This is a genomic window from Microcoleus sp. Pol12A5 (genome assembly GCF_036701435.1).
Taxonomy (GTDB): Bacteria; Cyanobacteriota; Cyanobacteriia; order Cyanobacteriales; family Microcoleaceae; genus Microcoleus.
The window spans coordinates 21,455-36,474 of the sequence record NZ_JAUBQU010000009.1; the positions used below are offsets into that span (position 1 = coordinate 21,455).

Here is a 15,020-nt window from a genome sequence, read left to right on the forward strand (position 1 = left end):
ACTTAATTGATAACGACTCGATTAGCATAGTGATTTGGTGTTAATTCCTAGCGCCAGCCCAACCACCTGAGCACGGGCACAACTAAATAATGACTCACTCCCAAACAAAGCCCGATCGCACTTCCCAACAAACCAAAAAACACAATTGAACCCCAAACTTGCAGCCAGCCGAAGGTAACGTTAGACAGTGACAAAATCCCAAAGAAACTCCCCGGAAAAATGTTCCAAGCATTCAGCAACAGAAACATTCCCGTAGAGAAAACAGCCACTACCAAAGCGTGAACTAATTGATGGCTCCGCAAACCCATTCCCACAGTCAAAGAGGCGATCGCAAAAGCTCCCAAAATAACCCCCTGCACACCACTAGAAGCTGTTGCTTCCATCCAGCACAAACCCGCCAACAAATAACCCTGAGCTCCCATCAATCCAGACAGCCAATACTGTTTTTGCTGGCGAAAACTCCCCGCATCCGTCAAACCGATCGCAGTTCCGAACCCCGCCAACCCAAACAGCAGCACTTCGGGCCCGACAGCGAAAGTCATATTAGGAATTAATTGCTGCAAACCTTCATTCAGAAAACGGGCAATTTCCGGGCCAATAGGCGAAGCATAGGCCAAAACCAAACCGCCGATCGCCCCCGCACTTCCACCAACGGCACCGAGCACCATTTCCCAGCCGGTATCCAGAGAAGCTACCACGATTTGAGCGATCGCGCCGAACAGCAAAACCGTCAAACTTGCCGTTTTTTGCGCCCCTGCCACCACTATTTGCCGACAGAATTCTAAAATAGCTTGACCCATTGGGGCTATGGCGATTTTGCCCTTACTCCTAGCATAAATCTCCTGCAAACGCGCCCGAACCTCGCCCGCAGTCGCCGGACGCTGCTGTACATTCGATCGCACCATATCGTCCAACAAATTCGCAAAAGGCGGGCTCACCGATACAATGTGACGCCACCGCAACTCTCCCGTCATCGGATCTTCAATTTCCGCCGGATACTTCCCCGTCAGCAAGTGAATGCAAGTCCGCCCCAGCGCATAAAAATCCGTCGCCGGCACGACACCGCCTCCCACAATTTGTTCCGGCGGACTGTACCCGGGCGAAATCAACCGCGTCGAACTCCGAGAATCTTTCCCCACGGATTCGACACCGCCCATCTGTTTAACTCCCCCAAAGTCGATCGCCACCAATTGCAGTCCGCCCAAACCCTTGCTTAGCAAAACTTGGGGCGATTCCGGGTCTCGCAGCATCAAATTTGAGGGTTTAATGTCGCGGTGAATAATCTGACACCTGTGCAACTCCTCTAAAATTTCCACAGCTTGACTCAGCCAACTAAACACCCATTCCTGCGGACATCCTTGAGGGTGCTCGTCGAGAACCTCTTCTAAAGTTTTGCCGTGAATCTTTTCCATTACCAAACAAGGCAGTCGCTTCGCCGCAGGATTTCCATCCCCGCCTGCAAAATTTTGTGTTTGGACGTGAAAATAACCGTCAGGCTCGACTCTAGGGACGCCAGGGTGCCGCAAAAGTGCTAAAACCCAAGCTTCTTGCTCGAACAGTTTCAGCGCTTTCGCGGAAGTTTCGAGCAACACTTTCAGGACGCGCTCGGTTTCAGTTTCTGTGTCCCAGACTGTGAAAATTGCTGCAAAGCCCCCGGAACCGAGGCTTTCTAGAGGCACGTAGCGATTTTTTAGCCGCAGCGGAGCCCCGCAACTATGACAAAAATTGTTGCCCCAAGTCTGAGGGTAGGGCCTTGGGCAATCTGGATTGATGCAGTGGACGGCTTTTGAAGGGGGGTGAGGCACAACCAGAGTAAAAATGGGGCTAAATATCCATAGTAGACTTACGCGCAGCTAACACCGAAACCCGGTTTTCAGCGAGGTTAAATGGCTGTAACGACGGATTTGGTTTGAGAAACGAGCTTGCTCTTGCTGCACAAGTCCTGTCCATATTATGTGGTATGCTGTCGATTTTTGAGTTGAGGGTCTGGAAGTCACGGGATTTTAGATTTTAGATTGTGGATTTTGGATTTTAGATTGCATACTGGATTGCTGTTGAGATCGATCTCAACTACCAACCACAACTTTAGGTATTTCTAACTACTTAGCCCTGATCCATTACCCATTACCAATTCTGATTTTTAAGTATTAAATTCTTTACATAAACCGTATTGATCCGCTGTTCGGCTCGCTGCACAATATCTTTCGCTCGCTCGAAATTCCTCCCCACTCTGCGATCCCCAGCCTTTCCTCCTGCATCCTTCGCCGCTGGCTTTTCATAAGATATGTTACAAATATTTGCCTAATGTAAAGCAAAATAAATAATACTTATGATGATTAAAAGAATATTAAAATTTGAGAGTGACACTTTGTTGATATATTTTTAACAGCCTGCGATCGGGCAAAAAAATTAAGCGAATACTAGGAAGCGAGATATGGCTTACGCGCAAACCCAAACTCAATCAAAGGCTGGGTATAAAGCCGGAGTTCAAGACTATAAACTAACGTATTACACGCCGGACTACACGCCGAAAGATACAGATATTTTGGCTGCCTTCCGCGTCACACCGCAGCCGGGAGTTCCCCCAGAAGAAGCAGGCGCTGCTGTGGCTGCTGAATCTTCTACAGGTACATGGACGACTGTTTGGACTGACCTCCTGACCGACCTCGACCGCTACAAAGGTCGCTGCTACGACATCGAGCCAGTTCCTGGTGAAGACAACCAATACATCTGCTTCATTGCCTATCCTTTGGATTTGTTTGAAGAAGGTTCCGTCACCAACTTGCTGACCTCTTTGGTCGGTAACGTGTTCGGTTTCAAAGCTCTGCGCGCTCTGCGGTTGGAAGACTTGCGGATTCCCATTGCTTACCTGAAAACCTTCCAAGGCCCTCCTCACGGTATTACCGTTGAGCGGGACAAATTGAACAAGTACGGCCGTCCTTTGCTGGGTTGTACAATTAAGCCTAAATTGGGTCTGTCTGCTAAGAACTACGGCCGTGCCGTTTACGAAGTTCTGCGCGGCGGTTTGGACTTCACAAAAGACGACGAAAACATCAACTCGCAACCGTTCATGCGCTGGCGCGATCGTTTCTTGTTCGTTCAAGAAGCTATTGAAAAAGCCCAAGCAGAAACCGGCGAAGTCAAGGGTCACTACCTCAACGTAACTGCCCCTACCTGCGAAGAAATGATGGAGCGGGCTGAGTTCGCTAAGGAAATCAAAACCCCAATCATCATGCACGACTACCTGACCGGTGGTTTCACTGCAAACACCACCTTGGCTAAATGGTGCCGCCGCAACGGTATTTTGCTGCACATTCACCGCGCCATGCACGCCGTTATCGACCGTCAGAAAAACCACGGTATCCACTTCCGCGTGCTTGCCAAGTGCTTGCGGATGTCCGGTGGTGACCACCTGCACTCCGGTACAGTTGTGGGTAAACTCGAAGGCGAAAAAGGCATCACGATGGGCTTCGTAGACTTGATGCGCGAAGACCACATCGAAGAAGACCGCAGCCGCGGTATTTACTTCACCCAAGATTGGGCCTCCATGCCCGGTGTCATGCCGGTTGCTTCTGGTGGTATCCACATCTGGCACATGCCGGCTTTGGTGGAAATCTTCGGCGACGACTCCTGCTTGCAGTTCGGCGGCGGCACCTTGGGCCACCCTTGGGGCAACGCACCTGGTGCAACTGCTAACCGCGTTGCTTTGGAAGCTTGCGTCCAAGCTCGTAACGAAGGCCGCAACTTGATGCGCGAAGGCGGCGACGTGATCCGCGAAGCTTGCAAATGGTCTCCTGAACTCGCTGTTGCTTGCGAACTCTGGAAAGAAATCAAGTTTGAGTTCGAGGCAATGGATACCCTTTAAGGATTTTTGGTTTGAGATTTTAGGTTTTAGGTCGCAAACTTGCTGGGAAGTCTTTATCTTTGAAGAAGATTTACAAGTAAGTTTGCATCCAAAATCTAAAATCCAAAATCTAAAATTTGAGGGGGCTGGGGTCAAAATGGATCTCAAACAAGTTGCGAAAGACACCGCTAAGGTGCTGGCAAGTTACCTAACCTATCAATCCGTGCGGATGGTGGTCGCTCAGTTGAGCGAAACCAATCCTCCTCTGGCAATCTGGTTGAACGACTTTTCCACTAAGGGCAAAATCCAAGATGGAGAAGCTTATATTCAAGAGTTGCTTTTGGAAAATCAAGATTTAGGCTTTCGGATCATGACTGTGCGAGAGTATCTGGCTCACGATGTGACGGAATTTTTGCCAGAAATGGTTTGTACTGGCATTCAACAGGCGAATATGGAACACAGACGCCAGCATTTAGAGCGAACTACGCAACTTAATTGGTCTGTTTCTAGCAGTCATCCTGAAACATCAATAGATTCTGAACCGAATCTGGATAATTTGTCGAGTTAATCGATCGCACTTGTCGATCGAACACACACCTTAGAGATACAAAAAATGAAGACTTTACCTAAAGAGCGTCGTTACGAAACTCTGTCCTATTTGCCGCCGCTGACAGACGCGCAAATTGCCAAGCAACTCCAGTACATCCTCGATCAAGGCTACATTCCCGGCGTAGAATTCAACGAAACCTCTGCTGCTGAAATGCGCTACTGGACTATGTGGAAGTTGCCTTTGTTTGGTGCTCGCAGCGTCCATGAAATCATGACAGAAGTTCAAGCTTGCCGTCAAGATAATCCTACTTGCTACATCCGCGTCATGGGTTTTGACAACGTGAAGCAGTGCCAAGTGCTGAGCTTCATCGTGCACAAGCCTAACACCAGAGGCTACTAAAAAGTATTGGCTGGCTAATCTAACTTTTAGGTTAGCAGTCATTGCAGATTGGAGGCGGAGAATTTTCTCTGCCTCTTTTTTTATGTTTGTACTAACGACTTTAGTCCTTCTTCTTCCTTCTGCTATAGCTTACAAATAGCTTTTAAAACTTGCAGCAACAAAACTGAAGGTTCGGGTTCCATCAAAGTCAAAAATCGCATTAGCTGATAGGTTGGGGGATTTCCTCTGCGGATATTGACGAACTGATAAAACTCTCCGCTAGTCGCCAGCGCCCAAACAGACTCTTGATATTCTAAACTTTTAGAGGCGTAACTTAGAAATTGGGGCAAACCAGCGCGGGGAGCAATTAGACTATTTTTAGATTCTATTACTAAAATCCAAAATGGTATATCAGCGGCAATTTGTTTCTCTTTATTGATTGCTAAAATGTCAAATCTGCCTGTAATCGTTGTGTCTTCATCTTCTATAGTTATGTTAGCAATGTCTTGTTCTAGACTCATCTTGATTGGGCGGCGGTAGAACCCAGCCAATCGCATTAAGGGAAACGTAGTTAAAGCTTGTACCAGTCCTTCAGAGACTCTTTCCACTGAGAGGTATTCGCGAAAATCGTTGCGGATTTGGGCGATTTCTAACTGTTCTATCTCTGTTAAGGATTCTAAGGATAAAAAATTTATGTACGTGTCATTATTAAGCTGCTCTTGGAATTTCAAAAATTGACTTACTTCACCGAGCGTTATATTTTTGGCGTTAATAGTTGTTGTCATGTTTGATATAGCAAGTCTATTTGAGTCGTGAATGTAGAACAACCTGAAACGTTTGTGATGATTGAATCCATTGTTTACAAATCAAATGGTTTTGCTATAGCCTTGTTCCCAGGCTCTGCCTGAGAATAAATACCCGGAGGCTATGCCTCCAATTACCGATTACCGATTTCCATTGTATAGCAATCCTTGCAGGAGTCGTCAACTTTTTACCCCACCCCAACCCTCCCCTTATCAAGGGGAGGAAGTAAAAAATTCACAAATGATTTAGGATTGCTATATTTGTGTCAGCCTCGATCAGATTTTGACAACTGCCAAAGTTGCATTTCATAACAGAGATGTTTCTCAAAAAGTTGGCCCGCTTCCAATCCTTCAACCACCAACTTCTTGAACCAGCGGCGAAATATCCAGCGCAGGAATTTGTGGACGGGCGGAACTGTTATCGCAATTAAATCTGCAACATAGATCATCGTATTCAGTCCATACCTGCGGAAAGTATCGACATACAAATCGATTGTTGGCAAAATATGGGCGGAAATATCCTCAGTTTTTACTAAAGTGAATCCAGCCTGCTTTAATGCTGCATGAAGTTCCGTAACAACATGACAATTAGAGAACATTCCCTCTTTATAATTAGCATTAGATCGCAGCATATCGGCCAGCAAAACGTAACCGCCCTGATTGAGGATTTTGGCGGCACCGTTAGCAATATCAACAGCCGACATATACTGGCTACTTTCGCTAAAGAGAATAAGATCGTAGAAATGGGTTGCTTTGAAGTCTTCAAACCTCGTGAGGTGGAAGATTGCCCGATCGCCCGTACACTTAAGAAAGCGCTGCTGTTGAAACGGATCGGGTGCGAGCCCTTCGACTGCAAAACCTCGATCGAGCAAATAAGCCGCATTTCCGCCAATCCCGCAGCCCACATCCAGTATAGTATGAGTGCCTTTGGGGATTGCATCCAACAGTTTTACAGTATAAGCTTGCTGAGCTAGGCGCAATCGTGCGATCGTTAGTTCGTCAGCGGGCACAGGTAGGGTTTCCCAATAGCCGTAGTGAAGGTAGGGCGAATCTGTCAGGCCCAAATAGTAATTAAGCGCTGCATTTTGGTAGCGAGTTACCTTGGAAATTTCGATTGATTTTGGCTGCGGCATTCGGAAAATTTAGTAAGTTTTAGGATGTAGGGCAGAGTTGAAATTCTTCCCAGCGCTTGCATACTTGTTCATAGCACTCAACAGGAGAAATTGCCAACTTTTGCAACAAATTGATATCAATCTGACCGTTGGCGATCGACAAAAATATAATTGCTGCCTTGGGTTCGTAGTTATCAATGATTTGGAGCAGATTTGAAACAGCGTTTTCCTCTAGTTCTAGTTGTTGCAAATAAGCAGTTGCGTGCAATTGCGAAATAAATTGCAGCTCGTACTTGATAGTATCTACGCTCCAATTCACATAGCCGTTAATGGGAGTATTGATTTTGCAAGCAACCAAGCCTCGTCCTTCATGCAAAAAGCCATTCCAAGCAGTATGTCCGATGGGCAAAATATTCTGGTGAATAAACAAGTTTTGCCAGTAGCCAAAACTACCCTGCCAAACACTATCTTCGATTCGCATTTCTTTTCCCTTAAAATAATATACGTTTCAGAACACAGATCGAATTACATCAGCGTTCATCTGTGTTTATCTGCTGATATCTGCTGTTAAAAAACCCCAACCCAATAATTTTAAAAATAATAAACTCACCATCATCCATACCTCGCAGATGAAAAACAACAGGTAAACAAATCGGCGGGCATCCTGACTCAGAGATGCAATGATCTCATTACAGTTGCGGGACAGCGCCGGATTCGCACCGAACTTTCCCCCTTACGTCTGATGGCTGTTCTCCATCAGAGCCGATCGATATACGGGAATATTACCACTATTTGGAACATTTGACAAAAAACCGTCCGCCTATTCACCAAAGTCAATATTTTCATACAAATCTGCCAGCGAAATTTCCGCAGGAATAGAGGTTAATGTCAGCCGATCGCCCATACAGCTATATTCCGAAAAAATCCACTTATTCGCATCAGTTTTAGAATATTGCTCCACCTGTAGCCGATATTGATTGATTAATAAATATTCCTGAAAACTAGGAATAGTGCGATAAGCAGCAAACTTTTCATCGCGGTCATAAGCTTTAGTATCTTTAGATAGCACCTCAGCAATGAGCAGCGGATTAGTAATTGTATCCGTCCGTCCAGATTGCAGCTCTATCGGGCGCGCTACCACCATCACATCCGGGTAAGTATAATTATTAAGCTGCGGAACCCAAAGCCGCTGATCCGAACTAAAAGTCCGATATGGTTTCCCTTTTAATGCCAGTTTCAGCGCAACAACTAAATTAGTGGTAATTTCATTGTGAGCCGGTGTGCCGCCAGCCATCAGAGCAATCTCCCCATTGATGAATTCATGCCGCTCCTGAGAATTGATTTCCAATTCTAGATATTCCTCAGCCGTGTAGGTTTTGGTTTCAACTGGCGCGATCATCATACACAACGCTCTCCTTTCATCTACTCATTTCATTTTATATTAAAAATTTGGCTAATTCAACAGAAAATTAGATTTTAATCATGCTAAGAAACAGGCAAGATGCCTGTTCCACAAAGAGGGAATTTTATTGGGGGGAGTAGGGTTTGGGCAGGAGAGCCCGCCCCTGAAAGACTGATTGAGAATGTGCAAGATGTGAGTGCGATCGCACTTAACAAAGTTACCGCAGCGGGACAAAGTTATAGCCAGTGCTTCCTCCTTGTTTAACTTGTACTAAAATCGGCTTACCAGCCCGATCGCCCGTGGGCAAAAACTTCACATCCTCGCTCGATCCTGCTGCCGAAAAACTCGCATTTCTGAGTGCTTGTTGCAACCCTTCCCGCGTATTGCTTTGCCGCAAGCCAGCGATGACAGCTTGAGTCGCATCAAAACTCGTTGCTGTTCGCCAATTCACAATGCCTCCCCAACGCTGGCGGGCATTTTCTGGGAAACGGCTACCGGGATTAGTTTCAGGATGCCAGGGAACGGGCAAAACAAGCCCGTTAACGTCTTTTTGTCCGTCTTTTAAAGTTTGAAAGGTGTAGAGCGTAGTGCTGCCGTAGAGTCGCAATTTGCCTCGATTGCTGCGAGCCAGAGAAATCGCACGGTCAATGCGATCGATGTGGGGTGCTACCATCAATCCTTGTGCACCTTTGCTGACAGCATCTGCCAGGGCATTGTCGGGATTAAAAGAGGGTAATGAAAAGTCGCAAACAGTGGGAACTAATTTGCCTCCAGCAGCAGTAAGAGATGCCACAAATTCATCTTTAAAGGATATGTTATCCGGTGCTTGGGAGTCATAACAAACCGCAATATTAGTTTGGCGTTCTGTTTTAACTACATATTCGGCTAAGGGAGCTGCCATTACGCTAATATTGGGGACTGTGCGAAATATGTAGCTGCCAAATCCTGAGAGATTATTGGCAAAGCTCGTCGGTGTCACCATTACCAGTTGTTCTTGCTGATATATCGGAGCAGCTTCGAGAGATGCGTTGCTAGCATTGTGTCCAATTACTGCTAGTATAGTCGGATCTTGGGTCAATGTTTTTGCAGATTCTCTGACCACTTCTGGACTGTTGTCATCGTTGACAATTTCTACTTGCAGTTTTGCGCCATTGATGCCACCGCTAGTATTGATTTCATCCTGAGCTTGGGCAACACCTCGAAGGATTTCTTGGGCGACATTGGGGTTGCTACCAATGGGGACGCTGACAGCAATTTTCAAGGAAGAACCCGTGCTGGATCGGGCATTATTCAAATAGATAATGGTTTCTGGGTCGTTGCGATTTTGTTGCAGCGATTTCTGAAAATATTGGGTGGCAGCTTGGTAATTTCCCTCAGCAAAAGCTTGAACTCCTGCTTGTTTGTCAGGTGTTGTTTGGGATGTCACCAATATCTGATTTCCTAAACTGATACGGTTGGCGATCGCTCCCGATGCGATGGGGGCCGATGTAGATGTAGATGTCGATTTCGATGGAGGTGTATTTGAATTTTTGGCATTCAATAAACCGGGAAGGAACTTGTATGCGCCCAACCCAATTAAGCCGATGGCAATAATAAAAACAATGGGCGGCGGGCTGTTTCTTTTGTTAGTATCTTGATACATGACTTTTTTATGTATTTTGATACTGTAATTATTGATTCAACTACTGTTCATGTCAATTCATATAATTCATTAATTAAGTTCATAAAAGTCATATTTGTAATAGCTGTTGCAGGAAGTGCGATCGCCCTTATTCAAATCCGGCCCTCTAAACTAACGAGAATACGAGAACTATCAACAATATTCCTGGACGCACCGGCGATCGGAAACCGGGTTTTCTACTGAATCTGCGATTCTCTAACGAAGTATTTTCGTAAAAAACCCGGTTTCTGGGCCCCCATGCTAAGTCCCAACAATAAATTTAGCGGTGAAATACGACACTTAACAAACTTAAAACCGTGCAACCAAACAAAGCTTCAAATGTATATCTTCGCGAAGGTTTATAAGGGTAAGAATTCCAAACGCGCAATTCTCCATTAAAGCCGCGCGACGCTAAACTCAGCGATACTTGACGGTAGTTTTCCAAAGTTCGCTGAAGCAATTGCCCGATTAAAATACCTAAACTGTGCATTCCCAGCTTCCAAGTGCGGTAGCCACAACGCGAGTTTTGAGCAATCCAAAGTTCATCGGCGATCGCCAATAAGCTAAAAATAAACCGATACATTAGTAATAGCAGTTCTGTGACCAACTCTGGACAGCGTAATTGTCTGAGAATGTGCAAAATTTCGGTAAATGGAACCGTCAAGAGGATGAAATACATACAGCTTGTCGATGCGAAGGCGCGGGCAAATAGCAAGCTCACTTGGTATATGCCGGTGCGACTCACATACAGATAAAAAGTGCTAATGCTAATGCCCCAACCTTGCCAAATATCCCACCCAATTGCAGGGATACGATCGCCCGCAACCGCACCTAGCGCCAAAGCAGGCAAACTTGTCAGCAAAAACATCAACGGTAGCGACAGCAACCGCAAATAGAGTTTTCCCGGAATACCCGCATAGACCACGATCCAGACGGCCAACCAAAGGGCGATCGACAATTGGACGATCGCCCCAGAAACGAGAGACAGAATTAAAAGGGCGATCGCAAAGGATAACTTGTGAGATGGCGGCAACCCCCGCAAGCGATTTGTATAAGCCAGACTATCGATCTGATGGTTCATTCCGACGATTTATTATCAGACTGCTGCCGAGATTGCGATCGGCCTTTATACAACCCAATGACGTACCCAACTACGCCAGCCCCCATCGCCGCTTGAGACGCAAACAATAGACTGGAAATTTCGCTGCTAGCCGGCTCAAACAAATGATTGAACCAAGGTTTATAACCCGGTTGAATTTCCGTAATTGCTTTCTTAGCTTGGTCATCGGCACCGCCATATTCACCCCGCACAAAAACGAGAGGAAACGCTGCCAGAACAATCACAGCGCCAGCCAACAGCCAATTTTGCCGCGAAGTAGATTGGTGATTTTTTGTAGGCTTTTGATTCACAGTTTATGACTCCTGTCTCAATAATTTCAAAGTTTCCAACTCCGGCTTTCCGTAAGAATGCAGCCAATTCCAAACCAATAGAGTCAGCAATCCCTCACTAATAGCCAGGGGTACTTGAGTGATAGCAAAGATGCCAACAAACTTGAGAAACGAAGCCATAAAACCGCCACTGGCAGCCGGAAAAGCTAAGGCTAATTGAATCGAAGTAGTTACATAAGTCAGCAAATCTGCCAAAGCCGCCGCACAAAAAATTGCCGCCCGCTGGCTACCAGTTCGCAACAGCAATTGATAGATAAAATAGGCAGCGAAAGGGCCGACAATCGCCATCGAAAACATATTCGCTCCCAGCGTTGTCAAGCCACCATGCGCTAACAGTAACGTTTGAAACAGCAGGACTAAAGCCCCCAATACAGCCATCACCGAAGGGCCGAACAAAATTGCGCCCAAACCAGTACCCGTCGGGTGAGAACAACTGCCCGTTACCGAGGGAATTTTTAAAGCAGAAAGCACAAAAGTAAACGCACCCGCCAAAGCAAGCAATAGTTTAAGTTCCGGGTGTTCTTTTGTAATCCGAGTAATCGATCGCAAACCTACTGCAAAAAAAGGCAGCGCCACCATCCACCAAAATGCAGCCCACTGCACAGGCAAAAAACCTTCCGAAATGTGCATAGCTGCGGCGGGCGTTGCCGAACCCAGGACAATATAACAACTCAAGCCAGCCATCAATCCCAAGCTGACCAATTTCCGATTTCTGGTCTTCACGCTGAACCTCGCAGATGAGACTATGTAAATTAACACATCGGCGGGCATCCTGACTCAGAAAGCGACATGACTCTCATTACAGTTGCGGGACAGCGCCGGACTTGCACCGAACTTTCCCCGTTTCCTCTAACGGCTGCTCCCCATTAGAACCGACTCGTTAGACATAGTTTAGTCGATCGTGTAAGTCGCAGCAAATATTTTACAAAAATTTATTCAGATTAACTAAGTCAAAATTCCCTATCATATTCTCTTCTTTTGCTTCGCGTCTTCGCGGTTGGTTCAATAGATACTATCGCTCAACAAATCAACGGTATAATATTAATGAGTTTTGAGGAAAGCCGCCATGTTAGATTACAAATTTCCGAGGCACTGGCCCTCAGCCGATGAACTACCAGACTCAGATGAAACGCCTGTGGATAACGAACTGCAAGAATTAATATCAGGCTTGTTAAAAGCAATATTGCTCATACTTTGGGCAGAACGCATGGACTGGTTTTTTGGCATAGATATGGGTATTTATCATCACCCGGATAAACCTGCCATTGTGCCCGATGCTTTCTTGAGTTTAGGTGTAGAAAGGTTTTATGATGAAGAATTGCGTCCCAGTTACGTGCTGTGGGATGAAAATGTTTTGCCGACTTTTGTGTTGGAAGTAGTTTCCCCAACTTATCGCAAGGAATACAGCACAAAGTTGGAGGAATATCAAGCTTTAGGCGTACTTTATTACGTCATTTATTCTTCCCGCCGCCGTCGTAAACCCCGTTTAGAAGTACACAAGTTAGTTAATGGAAAGTATGAACTACAGCCAGGAAATCCAGTTTGGATGCCTGAAATTGGTTTAGGTATTGGTTGTGAAAGGGGAAGTTATTCTGGGGTGACAAGGGAGTGGTTGTATTGGTATGATGCCGATGGAAAACGTTATCTGACTCCTGAAGAACAGGTGAAAGAATCAGCGCAGCGCGCTCAACAGGAATCGCAGCGCGCCCAACAGGAATCGCAGCGCGCCGATCGATTGGCTGAACGTTCCGATCGACTAGCTCAGCGATTGCGGGAGTTGGGGATAGATCCTGATAATTTGAGCTGATGGCAATCAAGAGTACCAGACTGACCGACTCCAGACGCTCAGAAACCGGGTTTTGCAACCGAGATCGATCGTCCTCAACGAAAGATTTTCAGGAAAAAACCGGGTTGCTGCATCCAGGAATGTGTGAATATTTATCGCAAAAATCAGGAAACAGCGAGCTAGAGTTTGGAAAAACAGAGAGTTTGACGGCAAACATTGAGATGCAGCTCCAAAAAATTAAAATCAACAGAGGTTATTAAATAATGGTCATGGATCTGCGTTCTTACGATATCATCTGTTTTGGTGATGAAGTTCCAGGAGTTCTAGCTGTTATCTCTGCCTCCAGAGAATATCTGCGCCGAACAAAGCGTTATCCGCGAATTCTACTGATGTCGAAAGCAAGCTTGCAAGAAGGAATTGGCGGGCATTTGGTAAGAGGCGGTCTTGCTTATTTAGATAGAAGTCAGATTAGTGAAGAACTTCAACAATCTTTAAAGGTAGATACCTTTGGTTCACCGGCGACAATCTATAAAGAATTTTTACAAAAATCCGGCGTTAAGGCAATTGCACTTGACCCCCGCAAAGCCAGTGCAGCGCTGAAAGAAATGCTGGTACAAGCTGGGGCAGATCTCCTCAGCAAAGTAGAAATTAAATCAGTTACTAAAGAAGGTCAAAAAATTGCCAGTATAACCACCTCTCAAGGCGTAGTTTATGCCGGCAAGCAATTTATTGATGCCACTGTCAATGCCGAATTAGCTCAAGCTGCCGGTGTAAGAAAGCTGAAGGGATTTGAAACATTGGGTCTGCCTAACTCAGAACTTCCAGTCACCCTCGTTTTTGAAACCCAAGGACTCAGTGCAAGAGCACTGAAAGAATTCGATTATATTTATCTAAAACGCTTCACAAACCGGGCCGATGCAGAGAGTCAAAAATTTTTGCTTTACGCAGCCGACAAGGATGCCAAACTAGCAGAAGAACTCCGGCGGGAAATGATCGACACCCAAGGAAATCTCAAAACTCTGTGGGCGGGTAACGATTACATCGATGTACGCTCGCCGGCTCTGTCTGTAGCTTACCACTCCTTTAGAGGAGTAAAACTATCTTTTTCTGAAAGCGGCACAATTTTAGATGAGGGAAATATAGCCATACTTCCAAATGATAGACTTTCGTGGAATGCACTTTTATTTGCCGTCACCGCCAGCGAAGCGGAAGCCTTAGCTAGAAGCGGGAGCAAGCCCACAGCTAATATGCAAAGAGAGATGTTATTTGTTACAACTTGGCTGAGGAGTTTGGGCGCTACTTCTGTTACTTATGCCTCAGAACTTTATATCAGACACGTCGGCAATGTGACGGGAGTTGTAGAACCTTTAACTGGCGCCCAAATGCTCTTAGGTGGCGTACCTGCTAATGAGGCACTGGCAACATTTAGCTATCATTTTGATGTACGGGGAGGCATCCGGGGTATTCGCGATAAAGCCAATGGTCTAGGATGGTTTAAAACTCTGAGTTTTAAACACCCTATCTTTAATATTGGCATCCGCCACGCATTAATTAAAAACGTTCCTAACCTGGCAGTGGTCAGTCCCTGTTCTGGATTTGAAGGGTTTGCTTGTTCTGTCGGCAGAATTGTGGAATTCAACGCTGCAGTTGGTCAAGGTGTGGGTATCGCTGCGGTTAATGCCATTCTAAATAACAAAAATCTAGCCGATGTATCTAACCGAGAAGTGAGACAAGTTCTCGCCCAAACAGGTCAGTTACCTAAAATTTTTGGAACTCCAAATAATGGTGAGGCAATGTTATTGGCGCAATTCGAGACTCTTGCCAGTTCGGATGCTATTGCGTAATATAAATTCCGGTTGCAGTCCTCATGATTGTTGACTGTTGGCTGTTGACTGTTGACTAAAATTATGGTTTCGCGACAACGGACTGTTTGAACCTTTGAAAAATACCGATACAACCGGAAACGATATAATAGCAATTTTAATAAACAATGCAGTAGTAAATTGGGCAGGTGGAACGAAAATCAAGCCACAAGT

14 protein-coding genes and 2 riboswitches are annotated in these 15,020 nt (G+C 45.7%); of the genes, 5 read left to right on the top strand and 9 right to left on the bottom strand.

Features of this window, described 5'->3' with window-relative positions; translation table 11 throughout:
* Positions 1-47: 47 nt before the first annotated feature.
* Positions 48-1,805, bottom strand: coding sequence for a serine/threonine-protein kinase (locus QUA45_RS04190; protein WP_333150389.1), 1,758 nt, complete (start codon positions 1,803-1,805; stop codon positions 48-50).
* Positions 1,806-2,434: 629 nt separating this feature from the next.
* Here QUA45_RS04190 and QUA45_RS04195 point away from each other — a divergent pair.
* From QUA45_RS04195 to QUA45_RS04205, 3 genes are all read left to right on the top strand, one after another.
* Complete coding sequence (locus QUA45_RS04195; RefSeq protein ID WP_333045238.1) at positions 2,435-3,865, top strand: form I ribulose bisphosphate carboxylase large subunit; 1,431 nt, start codon at positions 2,435-2,437, stop codon at positions 3,863-3,865.
* Positions 3,866-4,001: 136 nt separating this feature from the next.
* Positions 4,002-4,412, top strand: coding sequence for a RuBisCO chaperone RbcX (gene rcbX / locus QUA45_RS04200; protein WP_333150391.1), 411 nt, complete (start codon positions 4,002-4,004; stop codon positions 4,410-4,412).
* A gap of 45 nt (positions 4,413-4,457) precedes the next feature.
* Positions 4,458-4,793, top strand: a complete 336-nt coding sequence (locus tag QUA45_RS04205; protein WP_333150393.1) for a ribulose bisphosphate carboxylase small subunit — start codon at positions 4,458-4,460, stop codon at positions 4,791-4,793.
* A gap of 122 nt (positions 4,794-4,915) precedes the next feature.
* Here the strand turns inward: QUA45_RS04205 and QUA45_RS04210 are convergent, their stop codons facing one another.
* The 8 genes from QUA45_RS04210 to QUA45_RS04245 form a co-directional block, all read right to left on the bottom strand.
* On the bottom strand, positions 4,916-5,557 hold the full coding sequence (locus tag QUA45_RS04210; protein WP_333219623.1) for a restriction endonuclease subunit R: 642 nt from the start codon (positions 5,555-5,557) through the stop codon (positions 4,916-4,918).
* 284 nt (positions 5,558-5,841) lie between these two features.
* Positions 5,842-6,708 (bottom strand): methyltransferase domain-containing protein, encoded by an 867-nt coding sequence (locus tag QUA45_RS04215; RefSeq protein ID WP_333095365.1) that lies wholly within the window; start codon positions 6,706-6,708, stop codon positions 5,842-5,844.
* A gap of 19 nt (positions 6,709-6,727) precedes the next feature.
* Positions 6,728-7,168: a hypothetical protein gene (locus QUA45_RS04220; RefSeq protein ID WP_333219625.1), complete on the bottom strand. Its 441-nt coding sequence runs from the start codon at positions 7,166-7,168 to the stop codon at positions 6,728-6,730.
* Between the two features lie 156 nt (positions 7,169-7,324).
* Positions 7,325-7,469: riboswitch (cobalamin riboswitch) on the bottom strand.
* 38 nt (positions 7,470-7,507) lie between these two features.
* Entirely contained in the window at positions 7,508-8,089 is a 582-nt protein-coding gene (locus QUA45_RS04225) for a Uma2 family endonuclease (RefSeq protein WP_333095361.1), read from the bottom strand.
* A 217-nt stretch (positions 8,090-8,306) separates the two neighbouring features.
* Complete coding sequence (locus QUA45_RS04230; RefSeq protein WP_333219627.1) at positions 8,307-9,731, bottom strand: ABC transporter substrate-binding protein; 1,425 nt, start codon at positions 9,729-9,731, stop codon at positions 8,307-8,309.
* A 298-nt stretch (positions 9,732-10,029) separates the two neighbouring features.
* A complete protein-coding gene (gene cbiQ / locus QUA45_RS04235; RefSeq protein WP_333219629.1) occupies positions 10,030-10,830 on the bottom strand; it encodes a cobalt ECF transporter T component CbiQ in 801 nt (266 codons plus the stop codon).
* Positions 10,827-11,159, bottom strand: coding sequence for an energy-coupling factor ABC transporter substrate-binding protein (locus QUA45_RS04240; protein ID WP_333219630.1), 333 nt, complete (start codon positions 11,157-11,159; stop codon positions 10,827-10,829). Before QUA45_RS04240 ends, cbiQ begins: the two co-directional genes overlap by 4 nt.
* A gap of 3 nt (positions 11,160-11,162) precedes the next feature.
* Entirely contained in the window at positions 11,163-11,882 is a 720-nt protein-coding gene (locus QUA45_RS04245) for an energy-coupling factor ABC transporter permease (protein WP_333219687.1), read from the bottom strand.
* 61 nt (positions 11,883-11,943) lie between these two features.
* Positions 11,944-12,090: riboswitch (cobalamin riboswitch) on the bottom strand.
* 174 nt (positions 12,091-12,264) lie between these two features.
* On the opposite strand from QUA45_RS04245, the gene QUA45_RS04250 reads away from it, so the two are divergent.
* Both QUA45_RS04250 and QUA45_RS04255 read left to right on the top strand, forming a co-directional pair.
* The gene (locus tag QUA45_RS04250; RefSeq protein ID WP_333219632.1) at positions 12,265-13,005 is read left to right on the top strand and encodes a Uma2 family endonuclease; all 741 of its coding nucleotides are present in this window, start codon (positions 12,265-12,267) and stop codon (positions 13,003-13,005) included.
* Positions 13,006-13,253: 248 nt separating this feature from the next.
* The gene (locus QUA45_RS04255; protein WP_333219634.1) at positions 13,254-14,828 is read left to right on the top strand and encodes an FAD-dependent oxidoreductase; all 1,575 of its coding nucleotides are present in this window, start codon (positions 13,254-13,256) and stop codon (positions 14,826-14,828) included.
* Positions 14,829-15,020: the final 192 nt, after the last annotated feature.

Bases quoted from the DNA above. Each gene is read 5' to 3' on its own strand.
- QUA45_RS04195 (WP_333045238.1), top strand. From the start codon at position 2,435: ATGGCTTACGCGCAAACCCAAACTCAATCAAAGGCTGGGTATAAAGCC.
- rcbX (WP_333150391.1), top strand. From the start codon at position 4,002: ATGGATCTCAAACAAGTTGCGAAAGACACCGCTAAGGTGCTGGCAAGT.
- QUA45_RS04205 (WP_333150393.1), top strand. From the start codon at position 4,458: ATGAAGACTTTACCTAAAGAGCGTCGTTACGAAACTCTGTCCTATTTG.
- QUA45_RS04210 (WP_333219623.1), bottom strand. From the start codon at position 5,557: ATGACAACAACTATTAACGCCAAAAATATAACGCTCGGTGAAGTAAGT.
- QUA45_RS04215 (WP_333095365.1), bottom strand. From the start codon at position 6,708: ATGCCGCAGCCAAAATCAATCGAAATTTCCAAGGTAACTCGCTACCAA.
- QUA45_RS04220 (WP_333219625.1), bottom strand. From the start codon at position 7,168: ATGCGAATCGAAGATAGTGTTTGGCAGGGTAGTTTTGGCTACTGGCAA.
- QUA45_RS04225 (WP_333095361.1), bottom strand. From the start codon at position 8,089: ATGATGATCGCGCCAGTTGAAACCAAAACCTACACGGCTGAGGAATAT.
- QUA45_RS04230 (WP_333219627.1), bottom strand. From the start codon at position 9,731: ATGTATCAAGATACTAACAAAAGAAACAGCCCGCCGCCCATTGTTTTT.
- cbiQ (WP_333219629.1), bottom strand. From the start codon at position 10,830: ATGAACCATCAGATCGATAGTCTGGCTTATACAAATCGCTTGCGGGGG.
- QUA45_RS04245 (WP_333219687.1), bottom strand. From the start codon at position 11,882: ATGGCTGGCTTGAGTTGTTATATTGTCCTGGGTTCGGCAACGCCCGCC.
- QUA45_RS04250 (WP_333219632.1), top strand. From the start codon at position 12,265: ATGTTAGATTACAAATTTCCGAGGCACTGGCCCTCAGCCGATGAACTA.
- QUA45_RS04255 (WP_333219634.1), top strand. From the start codon at position 13,254: ATGGATCTGCGTTCTTACGATATCATCTGTTTTGGTGATGAAGTTCCA.